Source organism: Corynebacterium riegelii (genome assembly GCF_001263755.1).
GTDB lineage: Bacteria > Actinomycetota > Actinomycetes > Mycobacteriales > Mycobacteriaceae > Corynebacterium > Corynebacterium riegelii.
This window is the reverse complement of sequence record NZ_CP012342.1, coordinates 130,181-145,047: the sequence shown is the minus strand read 5'-3', so window position 1 is coordinate 145,047 and position 14,867 is coordinate 130,181. Positions and strand designations below refer to the sequence as shown.

At 63.6% G+C, this 14,867-nt stretch carries 18 protein-coding genes; 4 read left to right on the top strand and 14 right to left on the bottom strand.

Translation table 11 applies throughout. The features are described from left to right. Positions 1 to 36 precede the first annotated feature (36 nt). From AK829_RS00740 to AK829_RS00730, 3 genes are read right to left on the bottom strand one after another with little or no spacing between them, the layout of a single operon-like run. On the bottom strand, positions 37 to 480 hold the full coding sequence (locus tag AK829_RS00740) for a hypothetical protein (RefSeq protein ID WP_052203400.1): 444 nt from the start codon (positions 478 to 480) through the stop codon (positions 37 to 39). Next, a complete protein-coding gene (locus AK829_RS12925; RefSeq protein WP_052203396.1) occupies positions 477 to 983 on the bottom strand; it encodes a hypothetical protein in 507 nt (168 codons plus the stop codon). Before AK829_RS12925 ends, AK829_RS00740 begins: the two co-directional genes overlap by 4 nt. Further along, positions 983 to 2,365, bottom strand: a complete 1,383-nt coding sequence (locus AK829_RS00730; RefSeq protein WP_052203394.1) for a glycine--tRNA ligase — start codon at positions 2,363 to 2,365, stop codon at positions 983 to 985. The genes AK829_RS12925 and AK829_RS00730 overlap by 1 nt, the downstream gene beginning before the upstream one ends. 127 nt (positions 2,366 to 2,492) lie before the next feature. Here AK829_RS00730 and AK829_RS00725 point away from each other — a divergent pair, with 127 nt between their 5' ends. Continuing rightward, positions 2,493 to 2,849, top strand: a complete 357-nt coding sequence (locus AK829_RS00725; protein ID WP_083439690.1) for an ArsR/SmtB family transcription factor — start codon at positions 2,493 to 2,495, stop codon at positions 2,847 to 2,849. A gap of 22 nt (positions 2,850 to 2,871) precedes the next feature. Next, positions 2,872 to 3,342 carry a Fur family transcriptional regulator gene (locus AK829_RS00720; RefSeq protein WP_052203392.1) on the top strand — a complete coding sequence of 157 codons (471 nt, stop codon included), beginning with the start codon at positions 2,872 to 2,874 and terminating at the stop codon, positions 3,340 to 3,342. Positions 3,343 to 3,402: 60 nt separating this feature from the next. On the opposite strand, the gene AK829_RS00715 is transcribed toward AK829_RS00720, so the two are convergent. The 4 genes from AK829_RS00715 to pdxY (AK829_RS00700) are packed head-to-tail and all read right to left on the bottom strand — an operon-like array spanning position 3,403 to position 6,586. Beyond that, positions 3,403 to 4,152: an isoprenyl transferase gene (locus AK829_RS00715; RefSeq protein ID WP_052203390.1), complete on the bottom strand. Its 750-nt coding sequence runs from the start codon at positions 4,150 to 4,152 to the stop codon at positions 3,403 to 3,405. An 8-nt stretch (positions 4,153 to 4,160) separates the two neighbouring features. Further along, positions 4,161 to 4,883, bottom strand: coding sequence for a DNA repair protein RecO (gene recO / locus AK829_RS00710; protein WP_052203388.1), 723 nt, complete (start codon positions 4,881 to 4,883; stop codon positions 4,161 to 4,163). Further along, positions 4,884 to 5,804, bottom strand: coding sequence for a GTPase Era (gene era / locus AK829_RS00705; protein WP_052203387.1), 921 nt, complete (start codon positions 5,802 to 5,804; stop codon positions 4,884 to 4,886). Positions 5,805 to 5,809: 5 nt separating this feature from the next. Then, on the bottom strand, positions 5,810 to 6,586 hold the full coding sequence (gene pdxY / locus AK829_RS00700; protein ID WP_052203384.1) for a pyridoxal kinase: 777 nt from the start codon (positions 6,584 to 6,586) through the stop codon (positions 5,810 to 5,812). Positions 6,587 to 6,716: 130 nt separating this feature from the next. Here pdxY (AK829_RS00700) and AK829_RS12895 point away from each other — a divergent pair, with 130 nt between their 5' ends. Together AK829_RS12895 and fmdA are read left to right on the top strand one after the other, a co-directional pair. Further along, positions 6,717 to 6,947, top strand: a complete 231-nt coding sequence (locus tag AK829_RS12895) for a zinc ribbon domain-containing protein (protein WP_371441036.1) — start codon at positions 6,717 to 6,719, stop codon at positions 6,945 to 6,947. A gap of 13 nt (positions 6,948 to 6,960) precedes the next feature. Beyond that, positions 6,961 to 8,211, top strand: coding sequence for a formamidase (gene fmdA / locus AK829_RS00695; RefSeq protein WP_052203382.1), 1,251 nt, complete (start codon positions 6,961 to 6,963; stop codon positions 8,209 to 8,211). Between the two features lie 3 nt (positions 8,212 to 8,214). On the opposite strand, the gene pdxY (AK829_RS00690) is transcribed toward fmdA, so the two are convergent. Genes pdxY (AK829_RS00690) through hrcA form a run of 7 tightly spaced genes read right to left on the bottom strand, consistent with a single transcriptional unit; the run spans position 8,215 to position 14,865 of the window. Further along, on the bottom strand, positions 8,215 to 9,066 hold the full coding sequence (gene pdxY / locus AK829_RS00690; protein ID WP_052203380.1) for a pyridoxal kinase PdxY: 852 nt from the start codon (positions 9,064 to 9,066) through the stop codon (positions 8,215 to 8,217). Continuing rightward, complete coding sequence (locus tag AK829_RS00685) at positions 9,063 to 10,391, bottom strand: hemolysin family protein (protein WP_052203379.1); 1,329 nt, start codon at positions 10,389 to 10,391, stop codon at positions 9,063 to 9,065. The genes pdxY (AK829_RS00690) and AK829_RS00685 overlap by 4 nt, the downstream gene beginning before the upstream one ends. Continuing rightward, a complete protein-coding gene (gene ybeY / locus AK829_RS00680) occupies positions 10,392 to 10,976 on the bottom strand; it encodes an rRNA maturation RNase YbeY (RefSeq protein WP_052203377.1) in 585 nt (194 codons plus the stop codon). Beyond that, complete coding sequence (locus tag AK829_RS00675; protein ID WP_052203375.1) at positions 10,973 to 11,995, bottom strand: PhoH family protein; 1,023 nt, start codon at positions 11,993 to 11,995, stop codon at positions 10,973 to 10,975. The genes ybeY and AK829_RS00675 overlap by 4 nt, the downstream gene beginning before the upstream one ends. A 13-nt stretch (positions 11,996 to 12,008) precedes the next feature. Beyond that, on the bottom strand, positions 12,009 to 12,701 hold the full coding sequence (locus tag AK829_RS00670) for a 16S rRNA (uracil(1498)-N(3))-methyltransferase (RefSeq protein WP_052203372.1): 693 nt from the start codon (positions 12,699 to 12,701) through the stop codon (positions 12,009 to 12,011). Further along, on the bottom strand, positions 12,701 to 13,837 hold the full coding sequence (dnaJ, locus tag AK829_RS00665; protein WP_052203370.1) for a molecular chaperone DnaJ: 1,137 nt from the start codon (positions 13,835 to 13,837) through the stop codon (positions 12,701 to 12,703). The genes AK829_RS00670 and dnaJ overlap by 1 nt, the downstream gene beginning before the upstream one ends. A gap of 11 nt (positions 13,838 to 13,848) precedes the next feature. Beyond that, complete coding sequence (gene hrcA / locus AK829_RS00660; RefSeq protein ID WP_052203368.1) at positions 13,849 to 14,865, bottom strand: heat-inducible transcriptional repressor HrcA; 1,017 nt, start codon at positions 14,863 to 14,865, stop codon at positions 13,849 to 13,851. Positions 14,866 to 14,867: the final 2 nt, after the last annotated feature.

Here is a 14,867-nt window from a genome sequence, read left to right as displayed (position 1 = left end):
GTGCGGGTACACCGTGCGCGGGGGTAATGGGCGGGGTTAGGAGAGGCGGAGGTTGGTGATTGGGGCGTCGATAAACGACAGCGCCCAGGCGATGAAGCCGAGGTCCACGTCAAGCTGCCGGTTGGCGGGGTCAGCGGCGGAAGCACGGTCAGCCGAGGAAGCACGGTCGGCGCCGGAAATGGCGGCGGGGGTATCAATCACGGTGAGTTCGATGTTGCCGTCAGGGGTGGACTCCGTGGTGCCGACCAAACGGCCGTCCGCGTCCGTGATCTCGCGGCGCTTATGCAGCGGCGAGCTGCCGCGGCGGCGCACGGTGTAGGTGCGCCCGTCACAGTCAGCCACGTATTTGCTCACGGTGATGGAGCGTTTGCGGAGGGTGTACGGGTGGCCGTCGATAGTAGTGGCGCGCACGTGCGTGGCCTTGGTGGATTTGACCACCATGGACACGCCCGCAATCGTGACCGTGTGCGGCACGGTCATAGCACGTACACCAGCACCGCAACCACCGACAGCAGCACCAGCGTGGCAATCAGCGCGTTTGCGGAGACGTTCTGGCGCGACTCCATCACCTCGCGCGACAGCCACGCGAGCGCCACGACATCCGTGGCAGGCAGGTCGGTTTCGCCCTCGAACTCCAGGATCGCCTTGCGCACACCCGAGTTGGCGCGCGTGAACTGCGCGACTTTCTCGCCGGCGGCGTTGTCGATGATCCAGTTCGATGAGGTCTCGCTGACCAGCGTGTAGCCGCGCCCCTCAACCTCGGCGCGGATGGTTTCGCCGCGCTTCAGCGGGTCGGCGGCACGCACGATTTCCACACCGTCGCGCACCGCGCTGGCCCCGGCCTCAGGTGCAACGGTCAGCTCCCAGACTTCGCCGCCAACATCCGCGTGCGTACCACGAAACACGCCGAGTACCTCGGGTCCGTCCTCTACAAGCAGCTTCGGCGCGTCCCGGTCCGTACGATCCCAACTGACGTAATGCATTAGCAGCCGATCAGTCGCGCAGCCAGGTATGCCTCGAGCTCTGCCAGCGGCACGCGCTCCTGCTCCATGGTGTCGCGCTCGCGCACGGTCACGGCGTTGTCCTCCAGCGACTCGAAGTCATAGGTCACGCAGAACGGCGTACCAATCTCGTCCTGGCGGCGGTAGCGGCGGCCGATCGCACCGGAGGTGTCGTACTCCACGTTCCAGAACTGACGCAGTTTGTCCGCCAGCTCGCCCGCCGGGCCGGCAAGCTCCGGCTTCTTCGACAGCGGCAGCACGGCCACCTTCACCGGCGCGAGGCGACGGTCAAGGCGCAGCACAACACGAGTGTCGGTGCCTCCCTTGGTGTTGGGGGCTTCTTCTTCATCGTAGGCGTCGATAAGAAATGCCATCATGGCGCGACCCAAGCCTGCCGCCGGCTCGATGCAGTACGGGATCCAACGCTCGCCGGACTCCTGGTCGAAGTAGGACAGGTCCTCACCGGAGGCCTCGGAGTGGGTCTTCAGGTCATAATCCGTGCGGTTGGCAATGCCCTCCAGCTCGCCCCACTTGGAGCCGGTGAAACCGTACGCGTATTCAATATCCACGGTGCGCTTGGAGTAGTGCGACAGCTTCTCCTGCGGGTGCTCGTACAGGCGCAGGTTGTCCGGGTTGATGCCCAGGTCGATGTACCACTGGTGGCGGTTATCAATCCAGTACTGGTGCCACTGCTCGTCCTCACCCGGCTTGACAAAGAATTCCATCTCCATCTGCTCAAACTCGCGGGTTCGGAAGATGAAGTTGCCCGGGGTGATCTCGTTGCGGAAGGACTTACCAATGTTGGCGATGCCGAACGGGGGCTTCATGCGTGACGACGTCATCACGTTCTTAAAGTTCACAAAAATACCCTGAGCCGTCTCGGGGCGCATGTAGTGCAGACCCTCTTCGTCGTCGACGGGGCCGAGGTACGTCTTCATCAGGCCGGAGAATTCGCGCGGCTCGGTCCAGTTGCCGGGCTGGCCGGTCTCCGGGTCATTGATGTCTGCCAGGCCGTTTGCTGGCGGGTGGCCGTGCTTCTCTTCGTAGGCCTCAATGAGGTGGTCGGCGCGGTAGCGCTTGTTGGTGTAGAGCGACTCCACCAGCGGGTCCGTGAACACCTCAACGTGGCCGGATGCGACCCACACCTGGCGCGGCAGGATGATGGAGGTGTCAACGCCAACCGTGTCGCGGCGGGACTGCACCATGTGGCGCCACCACTGGCGCTTGATGTTTTCCTTCAGCTCAACGCCAAGCGGGCCGTAGTCCCAGGCAGAGCGGGTGCCGCCGTAGATTTCACCGGCCGGGTATACAAGGCCGCGGCGCTTGCACAGGTTAACTACGGTATCGATTGTATTGGCGGGCACTTGGTCCGAGCCTCCTCTTTGCGTCTGAACACTTTCGGCAACAGTCTAGCGAAGCGACCAGCAAACTCTGCATGGTGTGGGGAAATGTGCAACATTTACTGGTCCATTTGCAGTAAAATATTCCGGCATGGAACTGACACCGCGGGAGCTTGAGCGCACTGTTGTGCTGCTCAGCGCGCTTGATTCGCGGTTACGGTTGCAGTTGGTGCTTTTGCTTGCCGACGGCGACCGCGCCGTCAACACCCTCGTCACCTCCTTGGGTAAATCGCAGCCTTTGATTTCGCAGCATTTGCGGATTTTGAGGGCGGCGGGGGTGGTGGCGTCGCGTCGTGAAGGGCGTGAGGTGGTCTATTCGTTGACGCATCCGGGGGTAGTTGACGCAATCCACTGGCTTGCGGGGCGGGGGCATTCGGGTGGGGTTGGTGTGGCGGCAATCGCGGCCCCGGGGCTCACCCCGTCAACCCCGAGGCCGCAAAAAGCTTAGCGGTGGGCTAATAGTGGTAGGTATGGCCAAACAGCCCATTCCCAAGATCGGTCCCCGCTCGACGCGACAGCGCACCGCCATCGTGGAGATGCTGCGCGAGGTTGAACGCTTCTCCTCTGCCAGGACAATCCACGGGATGCTTGAAGAGCGCGGCGAACAAGTCGGCCTGACCACCGTGTATCGCACGCTGCAGTCGTTGGCGGAGATGGACATTGTGGACGTGTTGCAGACCCCCGAGGGCGAAACGCTGTACCGCCACTGCGTGAGTCCGCACCACCATCACCATCTCGTGTGCACCAAGTGCGGGCGCAGTGAGGAAGTTGAGGGCGGGCCGGTGGAGCGTTGGGCGGAGGCGGTTGCGTCGCGCTACGGCTACGAGCTTGTGGCTCACGACGCCGAGGTGTACGGCATCTGCCGCGCCTGCCAAGCCGCGCGAGCCGAACAAGAAGCGCAAGCTGAGCAAGAGGCACAGGCCGAGCCGGGGAGGCAGTAGCGGCGCCAAAACTGCTGGCCCGTAGCGGCGCCAAACCGCGCCCGGCGCGCTGGGATTTCGCTAGGGTTTCGCGAACTTATCTACCGCGCCGCCGAAGCGGCGGTCGCGCTTGGCGTACTCCAACACTGCGTCGTACATGTGCTGCGGCGTAAAGTCCGGAAACAGCGTGTCCTGGTAGACTATCTCCGCGTACGCCGACTGCCACAAAAGGAAGTTCGACGTGCGCTTCTCCCCACTCGGGCGCAGAAACAGGTCCACGTCCGGCATGTCGGGGCGGTACAGGTATTGGGACAGCGTGTCCTCGTTGATGTCGCCGGGGCGGATGTTGCCTTCGTTGGCGGCTTGGATGAGGTTACGTGTGGCGTCGATAATCTCGGCCCTGCCGCCGTAATTAATACACATGGCGAGCGTGAGCCCGGTGTTGTCCTTCGTCAGCGCTTCGGCTTCCTCCAGCTCACGCAGCACCGAACGCCACAGCCGCGGCCGCCGGCCCGCCCACACGATGCGCACGTTTTTCTCATGCAGCTCATCACGTTGGCGACGCAGCACGTCGCGCGAAAAACCCATCAGAAAACGTACTTCGGAGGCGGAGCGCCGCCAATTCTCCGTCGAAAAGGCGTAGGCGGACAGCCAGTCGACGCCCATGGCGATGCAGGCATCCACACAGTCCATAAGCACCGCCTCCCCGCGCCTGTGTCCCTCCGTGCGCGGCAGGCCACGTTCTTGGGCCCAGCGGCCGTTGCCGTCCATGACCAGCGCAATGTGGCGTGGGATGAACTTGGGGTCAATCGCGGGAGGTTGCGGTGTCATGCGTTTGATTATGCCTGCTCCATCACGCGCAGTGACTTCAGCCCGGTTTCAAGGTGATAGTTCAGGTGCGCGGCAGTCAGGCGGTGCGCGGCGGCGGCGTGCTCGGGGCCGGCGGGGTGGTTGTGTTGCAGCAGCCACATGGTGTGGAGGACTTCCGGGTCCACGTCGGCGGATCCGGACGGGCGGCAGTTGGTGCACACGGCGCCGCCTACTGCGGGGTTGAACGCGCGGTGCGGGCCGGGCGCCTGGCAGTTGGCGCAGTTGAACAGGGTGACTCCCCAGCCGGCATGGTCTGTGGCTTGGAGGATGAAGGCATCTAACACCATTGTCGGAGCTTCGTTTGCTTGTAGACGCCCCAACGCAGCCCCCACCAACCCAAACAACCCCGGATCCGCCTCCTCATAAGCCAGCTTTTCTGCGGTTTCCATGATCGCGCAGGCGGCGGTGTAGCGGTCAAAGTTGTCGGTGATTTGGTGGCCGTAGTAGGTCACGGTGTCCGCGCCGGTGATGGTGGCAAGCGCATTGGTTTTGCGTCCGGGGTAGACCTGCACGTCTACCTCCACAAACGGCTGCAGGCGCGAGCCGAAGCGGGACTTGGACTTGCGCACCCCCTTGGCCACGCCACGCACCAGGCCGTGGTGTTCGGTGAGCAGGACGATGACGCGGTCCGCCTCGCCGAAGTCGTAGGTGCGGATGATGTAGGCGCGATCGCGCCAGGAGTTAAAAGCCACCTAAAAGCCCAGCCGTCCGAGGGCCTTCGGGTCCGACTGCCAGTTCTTCAGCACCTTCATACGCAGGTCCAGGTAGACGTTGGTGCCGGTCAGGTCCATGATCTGGCGTCGCGCGCGGTGCGTAATACCGGACAGGCGGCGCCCGTCCGGGCCCTCCAGGATGCGCTTCTGGCCGGGGCGCTCTAGGTAGACCACGGCGTAGATCATGGTGCGCTCCGGGTTGTCCGGGTCCGGCACCATCTCATCTACTTGTACGGCAACGGAGTGCGGCAGTTCCTCGCGAAGACCCTTGAGCGCCTCTTCACGGATCAGCTCCGCGATGCGCGTTTCCATGTCCTCATCGGTCACGTGGTCCTGGGGGTAGAAGCGGGGGCCTTCGGGGAGTTGAGAGACCAGGACGTTCAAAAGCACATCCAGCTGCACCTGCTCGGTGGCGGACACCGGCACAACCTCCGAATCCGGCCCCAGCATCTCATGCAGCTCAATGAGGCGCTCGCCCACCGCGTCCTTGGACGTCTTGTCCAGCTTGGTCACAATGCCAACCACCGGCGCCTTCGGACTGATCTCACGGATCTGCTCATAAATGAAGCGGTCGCCGGGTCCGAGCTTCTCATCCGCCGGCACCGTAAAGCCGATCACGTCCACGTCCGCGTACGTGTCGCGCACCACGTCATTCAAACGCTCACCCAAAAGCGTGCGCGGGCGGTGAATACCCGGGGTGTCCACCACGATCACCTGGGCGTCATCGCGATTGACAATGCCGCGGATCGGGTGACGCGTTGTCTCCGGCTGATCCGCCATAATCGCAATCTTCTCCCCCACCAACGCATTGGTCAGCGTGGACTTACCCGTATTCGGACGGCCCACGAAAGCAACAAAACCAGAGCGGAAGCCCTCAGGTGCGGAAGTGAAATCATGCATAACGCCTAAGGGTACTCAACCTCCACCACATCAAAGGAGGAGCGCGGCCGGACGAGCAGCTCCTGGCACTCAATCAGCGGCAGTTCCGGCAGATTGCGCGTGCGGACCTCGTTGACAAAATCAAACATCGTCGCCCCCAAATGACCCAGCCTGTCGCGGGCTGGCTCGTCAAACATTGCCGCGTAGAGCGCGGTGGCGAGGTCTCCGGCGCCGACGACGTTGCCGCCTAAACGTGGCGTCGATAAGCAAAAAGTGCCCTCGGGCGACACATCGATCATGCGCAAAGGATCCGAGCCCACCGAGGTAATCAACGCGCGCGACGGCAGATCCACCCCCAGCAGATTCAGCTCCCACTCATTCGGGGTAATCGCATCAGCCAGCGGAATCAGCACCTCACGAAACACATCCGGCATCTCCGGGCTGACAAAAGAACCAACCTCCTCATTACCAATCACCGGATCACAGATGTAGCGCGCCTGCGGATTCGCCGCCTTGATACGCGTCACGGTCTCGCGCACCACCTCCGCAAGCTCCGGCGAACCCAGGTAGCCAGTGACCACCAGATCAACCTGGTCAAACGCAAAACTAAACCCGTCCAGCACATCTTTGACCTGAGCCGGGTCCATCACCGGCCCACCCCAATCGGGGTACTCCGTATGGTTGGAAAAATTCACCGTGTACACCGGCCAGACCTCATGGCCTAAGCGCTGCATAGCAAAGGTAGCCGCCGAATTTCCCACATGCCCGTAGGCCACGTGAGACTGCAAGGAAACGATATTCACGGCGAAAATCCTAACAATCGCTAGAGTGGGGGTACTTCTGTGATTGCAACCACAAAATGCGAAGGGAGAGGCATTGCCCATCTACGAATTCAAATGCGGCGCTGGTCACATATCCGAGCAGCAGCTACCCATGTCCAGCGAGCAACGCACCCGCGAATGCCCCAACTGCGGCGACGTAGCCAACCGGATGATCAGCGCCGTTTCCGTACGACGTGTCGACGGAGCCAAAGCACGCGCCGTCGAAGCAACACAGAAGAGCGCATACGAGCCAGCCGTAGTCAACAGCCTGCCAAGCGCAGGCAACAAACGCGCAACGCCCGTCACGCGCAACCCCCAACACGCAAAACTACCCAAACCCTGAGGAGGATCACCCCATGCCAACCAACCTGTTTCCCCTCGACTCAACCAAGCCATTCACCGAGCAAGAAACACTCGGCCACAACCGCTGGCACCCAGACATCCCGCCGGCGGTCACGGTAAAGCCCGGCGACTCATTCCGCGTTGACTGCCGCGAATGGTTCGACGGCTTCATCAAAAACGACGACAGCGCCGACGATATTCGAGACGCCCCACTCAACACCGTCCACACCCTCTCCGGCCCATTCCGCATCGAAGGCGCCAAGCCCGGCGACCTGCTGGTGGTGGACATCCTGGACGTCGGCCCGATCCCGCAGGAGGAAGGCCCGCTGGCCGGCCAGGGCTGGGGCTACACCGGCATCTTTGCCAAGAAGAACGGCGGCAGCTTCCTCACCGACCAGTTCCCAGACGCCTACAAGGCCGTCTGGGACTTCAAGGGCCAAACCGCAACCTCGCGCCACATCCCGGGCGTGAGCTTCACCGGCATCATCCACCCGGGGCTGATGGGCACCGCGCCGTCGCACGAGCTTCTGGGCAAGTGGAACCAGCGCGAAGCCGCGCTCATTGCCACCGACCCGGAGCGCGTGCCGCCGTTGGCGCTGCCGCCGGAGCCGAACGGCGCCGTGCTGGGTTCGCTGGAAGGCGCTGAGTTCGACCGCGTCGCCGCCGAAGGCGCACGTACCGCTCCGCCGCGCGAAAACGGCGGCAACCAGGACATCAAGAACCTGTCCAAGGGCACCCGCGTGTTCTACCCCGTGTATGTGGACGGCGCGAACTTCTCCGTCGGCGACCTGCACTTCTCCCAGGGCGACGGCGAGATCACGTTCTGCGGCGGCATCGAGATGGGCGGCTTCATTGACCTGCACGTTGACATCATCAAAGACGGCATGGCCAAGTACAACGTCAGCGAGAACGCCATCTTCATGCCCGGCAACGTGGAGCCGCGCTACAGCCAGTGGCTGGCGTTCTCCGGCACGTCGGTGACGCTTGAGGGTGAGCAGCGCTACCTGGATTCGCAGCTTGCGTATCAGCGCGCCTGCCTGCACGCCATCGACTACCTGACCACGTTCGGCTGGTCGCCGGAGCAGGCTTACCTGCTTTTGGGCGCCGCGCCGATCGAGGGTCGTTTCTCCGGCGTGGTGGACATCCCGAACTCGTGCGCCACGGTCTACTTGCCTACGGAGATTTTCGACATCGACATCCGCCCCGGCGCCGGCGACCCACCGCGCATCGACCCGGGCATCGGCGCACCACGTTCGGCGTTCTAAGAGCTACAGCTTTTCGACGCCAAACTGCATCGCCGGATGCGCAAAAAACTCCTGCGACTCAACCAGTTTGAGCTCGCGGGAATCCGCCTCGAAGGTCAGACGCAACATGTCGTAGACCGACGAGGCGGTTTTTGCCAGCGCGTCCGCCGGATCAGCCGAGTTCAGCAGGTGGCCGGTAAACAGGGCGGCGGTGACGTCGCCGGAGCCGTTGCGTTTCATGGGCAGGCGCGGGGTCTGCACCATCCACGTGCCCTCGCTGTTAGCCACCAGCATCTCCATCACGTCCAGCTCGGCGGTCTCGGGGCGCTCCACCGACGTCACCACAACCGTCTCCGGGCCCATGTCGCGAGCCGCCTCCACAGCGGCAAGCGTGGAGTCCAGATCCGTCACGTCGCGCTCCGTGAGGTAGCCCAGCTCGAACTGGTTCGGGAAGATGATGTCCGCAACCGGCACCACCTTGGAACGCAGCATCGGCGGGATCTCATCCGCCACGTGGCAGCCGGACTTCGCGTTGCCCATGACCGGGTCGCACGCATAGATCGCCTTCGGATTAGCTTCCTTGACGCGGGCCACGGTATCGATGATCACGTCCGCGATGGTGGGGGCGCCTTGGTAGCCGGTCAGGATGGCGTCGACAAGCGGGAAAGCCCCACGCTCCTCAACACCCGCAATCACCGCTGCGACATCGTCCGCCGGCAACACCGGGCCCTTCCAGGCGCCGTAGCCGGTGTGGTTGGAGAAGTTGACCGTATGCACCGGCCACACCTCATGCCCGATGCGCTGCAGCGGGAACACCGCCGCCGAATTACCCACGTGCCCGTAGGCCACCGCCGACTGGATCGACAAAATATTCATTTGGAAAACTCCTCCCCCGCAGGCGCGGGAACACTTACTAAAACAGTACGGGTCTTGATGCGACCCCGGCGGTCACGGCCGCCTTCCGCGGTGTACGTCAGGCCATCCATGCTTATCGACGACCCCGGCAACGGCACACGCCCCAACTCATAGGACAACAACCCGGCAACGGTATCGACGGAATCGAGCACCTCGTCGTCGTACGTGAGCTCATAGTCCAGGTGGTCGGCGAGGTGGTCGATGAGGTCATCCAGCGGCAGGCGGGCCTGGACGCGAAGCAGGCGGGTGTCCGTATCCATGTCGAGGTGCTCGATGGGGGCGGCCTCGTCTTCGTCGTACTCGTCGGTGATCTCGCCGACGATCTCCTCCAACAGGTCCTCCATGGTGAGCAGGCCGGCCACACCGCCGTACTCGTCCACAACAATCGCGATGTGCGTGTTTTGCTGCTGCATCTGCTTCAGCAACACGTCCAACGGCTTGGAGTCGGGGACGAACAGCGGCTCGCGCACCACGTTGGTGATTGCGGTGTCGCGGTCGATGGGGCGGCCGTCATCACCAAACATGTCCTTGAGGTAGGCAACGCCGACGATGTCGTCGACGTCCTCGCCGATCACGGGCACGCGCGAGTGGCCGGAACGCACCATCAGGCGCGTGGCCTGGGCGGCTGTCTTGTCCTCCTCGATCCAGATCATCTCCGGGCGCGGCACCATCACCTGGCGGGCGTGGGTGGAGGCGAGGTCAAAAATATTCTGAATCATGCGGCCCTCGGTGGTTTCCACCACGCCCTGCTCCTGGGCAATATCCACCATCTCGCGCAGCTCCACCTCGGTGGAGTACGGGCCGTCGCGGAAATCCTCACCCGGGTGGAACACGTTGCCCAGCTTGATCAGCAACCCCGACAGCGGGCCGAGGATGGTGTGGAACGCCACCAGCCACTGCGCGGCGCGCAAGCTGATGGAATACGGGTTGCGTTTGCCCGCCGTGCGCGCGAACACGCCGATGATGCCGAACTGCAGCAACGTCACAGCGGCCACCGCCGCGGTGATCGCCCACACGTCGGAAGCAATCAGGTCCATGGCAAGCATCGCGGCAAACACCGCCGCCACCACATCCAACACGGTGCGCAGCATCACCAACGCATTAACGTGGCTTGCGCGGTTATCCACCACGCGCAGCAACGCGCCGGCGCCACGCACCTCGTCTTTGACCATGCCCTCAACGCGGGCACGCGAAATCGGCGCCAGCGCCGACTCTACTGAACCAAGCAGGCCGGAGAGCAGCAGTGCGATCAGCGTCGTCACCGCATATGCAAGTGTGAGTGGCACTTAACGCTCCCCCGCCTGCTCGCCGGCCGCGCGCATGCGGCGATCCAGCTCCTCGCGGTCCGCCGCCGACGGAAACGCGTGCGGACCCGTCGGCTTGTCCTGGTAGGCCACGCCGCGCGAATGCAGCGAGTCGTACCAGTCCGACAGGATCTCGTTTTGCAGCGCGAACATCTCGTGCTCGTCGTCCGGGGCGACGTGATCGTATCCAAGCAGGTGCAGCACCCCGTGGACGGTGAGCAGCGCCAGCTCGTGCGCTAGGTCGTGGCCGGCCATGTCGGCTTGTTTGCGGTCGAAAGCGGGGCACAAGATGATGTCTCCAAGCATGGCCGCACCAAACGGCGATGCGTCTGGGCGCCCACCGCCCGGCGTCAACTCATCCATGGGGAAACTCATCACGTCGGTGGGGCCTTCGAGATCCATCCAGCGGACGTGGAGGTCGGCCATGGTCGCTTCGTCTACAAGCGTGATCGTCGCCTCGGTATCGGGGTGGACGTCCATCGCACGCAGCGCGAACGAGCAGACGTCCACCAGCATTTCCTCGTTAACGTCGGCTTCACCCGACTCGTTTAGCACCTCAATACTCATTGGCCTGCCTCCAGCTCACGTTCGCGCTCAATTTCTCGCTGGCGCTTTTCGTAGCGCGCCGCGTTTTGCGCATCATGGCGGTCATAGGCCGCAACAATGCGCGAGATCAGGTGGTGGCGCACCACGTCTTCGGCGCGCAGCTCCATAAATTCGATGCCTTCAATGTCGCCCAGGATGCGACGCGCCACGCGCAGGCCAGAGACGGTGCCGCGCGGCAGATCCACCTGGGATACGTCGCCAGTAACCACCATTTTCGAGCCGAACCCAAGGCGCGTCAGGAACATTTTCATCTGCGCGCCGGTGGTGTTTTGGGCCTCATCCAGGATCACAAAGGCGTCTGAAAGCGTGCGGCCTCGCATGTAGGCAAGCGGGGCGACTTCGATGATGCCGGCCTCAATCAGCTTCGGAATCATCTCCGGGTCCAGCATGTCGCGCAGCGCGTCATACAAGGGCCGCAGGTACGGGTCGATCTTGTCGCTGAGCGTGCCGGGCAAAAAGCCCAGCTTCTCGCCTGCTTCCACGGCTGGGCGGGTCAGGATGATGCGTTTGACCTCTTTGTTCTGCAGCGCCTGCACGGCTTTCGCCACCGCCAGGTACGTCTTGCCGGAACCGGCCGGGCCGATGCCGAACGTGATCGTGTTCGCGTCAATCGCATCCACGTAACGACGCTGCCCCGCCGTCTTCGGACGAATCACCTTGCCCTTGCGCGCCACAATCTCCGCGCCCAGGATCTCGGCGACGGACTCCGGCGCCTCATTTTCCATGATCCGCACGGCGTGCACCACGGTATCGGCAGTCACGGGTACTCCGCGGCGCGCCATCGACTCCAGCTCATCCAGCGCGCGCAGGGCGTGGCCGACGCGGTGTGCCTCGCCGCGCAGCGTCACCGTCGTGCCACGCGCGTGCACGTCCACGCCCAAGTGTTGGCTGAGTACGCGGACGTTTTCATCGTTGACCCCAAGGACGGATTGCGCGTAGGCGGAATCCAGCTCGATTTTTCGGGTGAGCAGTTCTTCCATAATGCGCTTCAGACTACCAGCGCTTTGTCAAGGTTCCGATCGCACAGAGCCCCGCAAACGCCGCACTTGCCGTCCGAAGCACCTCGGGCCCTAGTTTCACGGGCGTGCCGCCGATCAGCTCCAGCTCATCTGCCCCGATGCCGCCCTCGGGCCCGACAACCAGGTAGATGTCATCGGCAAGCTCCACATCCCTGATCGACGTGGTCGCATCCTCATGCAGAATGAGCTTTTGCTTATCGACGCCACCCAGCCACCCCGACGACACCGGCGCAGCCACCTGCGGCACCCACGCCCGACGCGCCTGTTTGGCGCTGGCCAGGGCCTGGTTTTGCCACTTCTCCACCATCTTCGCCTGCTTGTTTTCCGGCCAGCGGGCGATCGTGCGGTGGCTGATCCACGGGATGATCGCATCCGCGCCCGCCTGCACAGCCAGGTCAACGGCCAGCTCGGAGCGCTCCGACTTCGGGATCGCCTGCACCACCGTCACCCGCGGCGACGGCGCTTCCACCACGTGTTGGGCCACCACGTCGCCGCGTAGCTCGTTTTTGGCGGTGTGGGTGACGGTGACGGTGGTGGTCAGGCCGTTGCCGTCGGTAAGCATGATCTGCTCCCCAACCGCAATGCGCTTCACGTGGGCATGCTGGGCCTCCGGGCCAACGAGCACGCCCGCGCGCGGGTCATCACAGACGAAAAATGGCAGCGACACTAGCGGCGGAACCTATCACGCATCCGGCCGAAGAACCCCTCATGGGCGGTGTCGGACTCGGTGTGGACTTCGGCACTGTCACTGCGAGCGTCCCGCAGCTTGGTCAGCGCCTCACGCTCCGCGGACGACAAGTCCGTAGGCACGACGACCTGCACGTGCGCGACCAGGTCACCGAAGCGGTCGGTGCGAAGCAGCGGCATGCCCTCACCGTCCAGGCGCACAGTCTCGCCCGGCTGTGTGCCCGCAGGCACCTCGATGACAGTCTGGCCGCCGGCCAGGTTGTCCACCGTGATCTCCGTGCCAAGCGCCGCATCCACCATGGGCACGTTGAGCTGCAGCAGCAGATCGTTGCCGTCCCGAACAAAGTACGGGTGCGGCTCCGTGTGCACCTCTACATACAGATCACCTGCGGGCCCGCCGCCGTGGCCGACCTCACCCTGGCTTGCCATGCGGATACGCATGCCGTTTGCAATGCCCGCCGGGATGTTCACCGTCAGATCACGGGTTGCGCGCACGCGGCCATCGCCGGCGCACTGGCCGCACGGGTCCTTGATAATCTCGCCGTAGCCGCGGCACTTCGGGCAATCACGCGTAGTCATCACATTGCCCAGGAAGGACTGCTGCACCTCCTGGACCGCGCCCATGCCATGGCAGTGATCACACGTGACCGGCTTCGACTGGGATTCCGAGCCCGTACCGTGGCACTTGTCGCACACCACGGCCGTATCCACGCTGACCTCCTGCTTCACACCTGTGTAGGCCTCCTGCAAGGTAATGGAGGTCCGCAGCAAGGCATCCGCACCCGGCTGCACACGCGAACGCGGCTGGCGCGCCCCACCGGCGCCGCCGCCGAAAAACGCCTCAAAAATATCGCCCAGGCCGCCACCAAAACCGGCGCCGCCGCCCATGCCGCCGCCTGCTTCCATCGGATCCCCACCACGATCCACAATGGAGCGCTTCTGCGGATCCAGCAGCACCTCTTGCGCAAGCGAGATCTCCGCAAACTTCTCCTGCGCCTCATCCGACGGATTCACATCCGGGTGGTACTTACGCGCAAGTTTGCGATACGCCTTTTTAATTTCCTGTTCGGTGGCTTCCCGGTCCACGCCGAGGATGCCGTAGTAATCCCGAGCCAAAACGTTCCTTTCTATTCGCCGCGCAGGATGCGGCTGATATAGCTGGCCACCGTTGCAACCTTCTGAATGGTACCGGGGTAGTCCATGTGCGTGGGACCGACAACCCCTAAACCACCAAGTGCCTCATGGCCAGCCCCATATGCAGTTGTAACAACACTGGCGCGGGATAATTCCACGTCCTCGTTCTCGCGTCCGATGCGCACAGACACGTGCTCCAGTTCCTGAGCGCTCGCCAACAGCTTCAGCACCACCACCTGCTCCTCCAAGGCGGCGATCACGCTGCGCAGATCCCCCGGCCCGTGCAGGGTGAGGTTGCCGGCGCCAGCGATCAGCAGGCGGTCCGGCGTGGTGTCTACCAGCGTGTCTATGAGCACCTCGGTAGCCCGGCGCGCCGCCGGCTGCAGGTGCATCGGCGCCGCGTTTGGCAGATCGGCGATGGCGTCGGCGGCTTCGCGCAGGGTTTTGCCCACCAGCACGGTGTTGAGGTGTTCGCGCAGCAACCGCACCGCGTCATCATCAATCGGGTGTTCCAGCTCCACGTTGCGCTGGTCCACACGTCCCGTGTCCGTGATCAGCACAAGCAGAAGCCGCATCGGCGCAAGCGCCACCACCTCGCAGTGCTTCACGCGTGAGACCGTCAGCGTGGGCAGCTGCACCACGGCCGCCTGGTTGGTCAGTTGTGCAAGCAGCGTCACTGAGCGGCGCAGGACGTCTTCTAAGTCCACACCGCCATCAAGAAACTGCATAATCGCGTGCCGCTCGGCGACGGACAGCGGCTTGACGTCGTGCAACGCGTCCACAAACGCCCGGTAGCCCGCCTCCGTGGGGATCCGCCCGGACGACGCGTGTGTTTGCTCGATGAAGCCCTGGGACTCCAGCACACTCATGTCGTTGCGGATCGTCGCCGAGCTCACCCCCAGCCCGTGGCGCTCTACAAGCGCCTTCGACCCCACAGGTTCCTGGCTGGCGATGTAATCAGCGACGATTGCCCGCAGCACCGCCCGCCGTCTCACATCCGCCGCACTCATAG

Bases quoted from the DNA above. Each gene is read 5' to 3' on its own strand.
- era (WP_052203387.1), bottom strand. From the start codon at position 5,804: ATGCATGATTTCACTTCCGCACCTGAGGGCTTCCGCTCTGGTTTTGTT.
- pdxY (WP_052203380.1), bottom strand. From the start codon at position 9,066: ATGAATATTTTGTCGATCCAGTCGGCGGTGGCCTACGGGCACGTGGGT.
- ybeY (WP_052203377.1), bottom strand. From the start codon at position 10,976: ATGAGTATTGAGGTGCTAAACGAGTCGGGTGAAGCCGACGTTAACGAG.
- fmdA (WP_052203382.1), top strand. From the start codon at position 6,961: ATGCCAACCAACCTGTTTCCCCTCGACTCAACCAAGCCATTCACCGAG.
- AK829_RS00740 (WP_052203400.1), bottom strand. From the start codon at position 480: ATGACCGTGCCGCACACGGTCACGATTGCGGGCGTGTCCATGGTGGTC.
- AK829_RS00675 (WP_052203375.1), bottom strand. From the start codon at position 11,995: ATGGAAGAACTGCTCACCCGAAAAATCGAGCTGGATTCCGCCTACGCG.
- hrcA (WP_052203368.1), bottom strand. From the start codon at position 14,865: ATGAGTGCGGCGGATGTGAGACGGCGGGCGGTGCTGCGGGCAATCGTC.
- AK829_RS12925 (WP_052203396.1), bottom strand. From the start codon at position 983: ATGCATTACGTCAGTTGGGATCGTACGGACCGGGACGCGCCGAAGCTG.
- AK829_RS00720 (WP_052203392.1), top strand. From the start codon at position 2,872: ATGGCCAAACAGCCCATTCCCAAGATCGGTCCCCGCTCGACGCGACAG.
- AK829_RS00725 (WP_083439690.1), top strand. From the start codon at position 2,493: ATGGAACTGACACCGCGGGAGCTTGAGCGCACTGTTGTGCTGCTCAGC.
- AK829_RS00715 (WP_052203390.1), bottom strand. From the start codon at position 4,152: ATGACACCGCAACCTCCCGCGATTGACCCCAAGTTCATCCCACGCCAC.
- AK829_RS12895 (WP_371441036.1), top strand. From the start codon at position 6,717: ATGTCCAGCGAGCAACGCACCCGCGAATGCCCCAACTGCGGCGACGTA.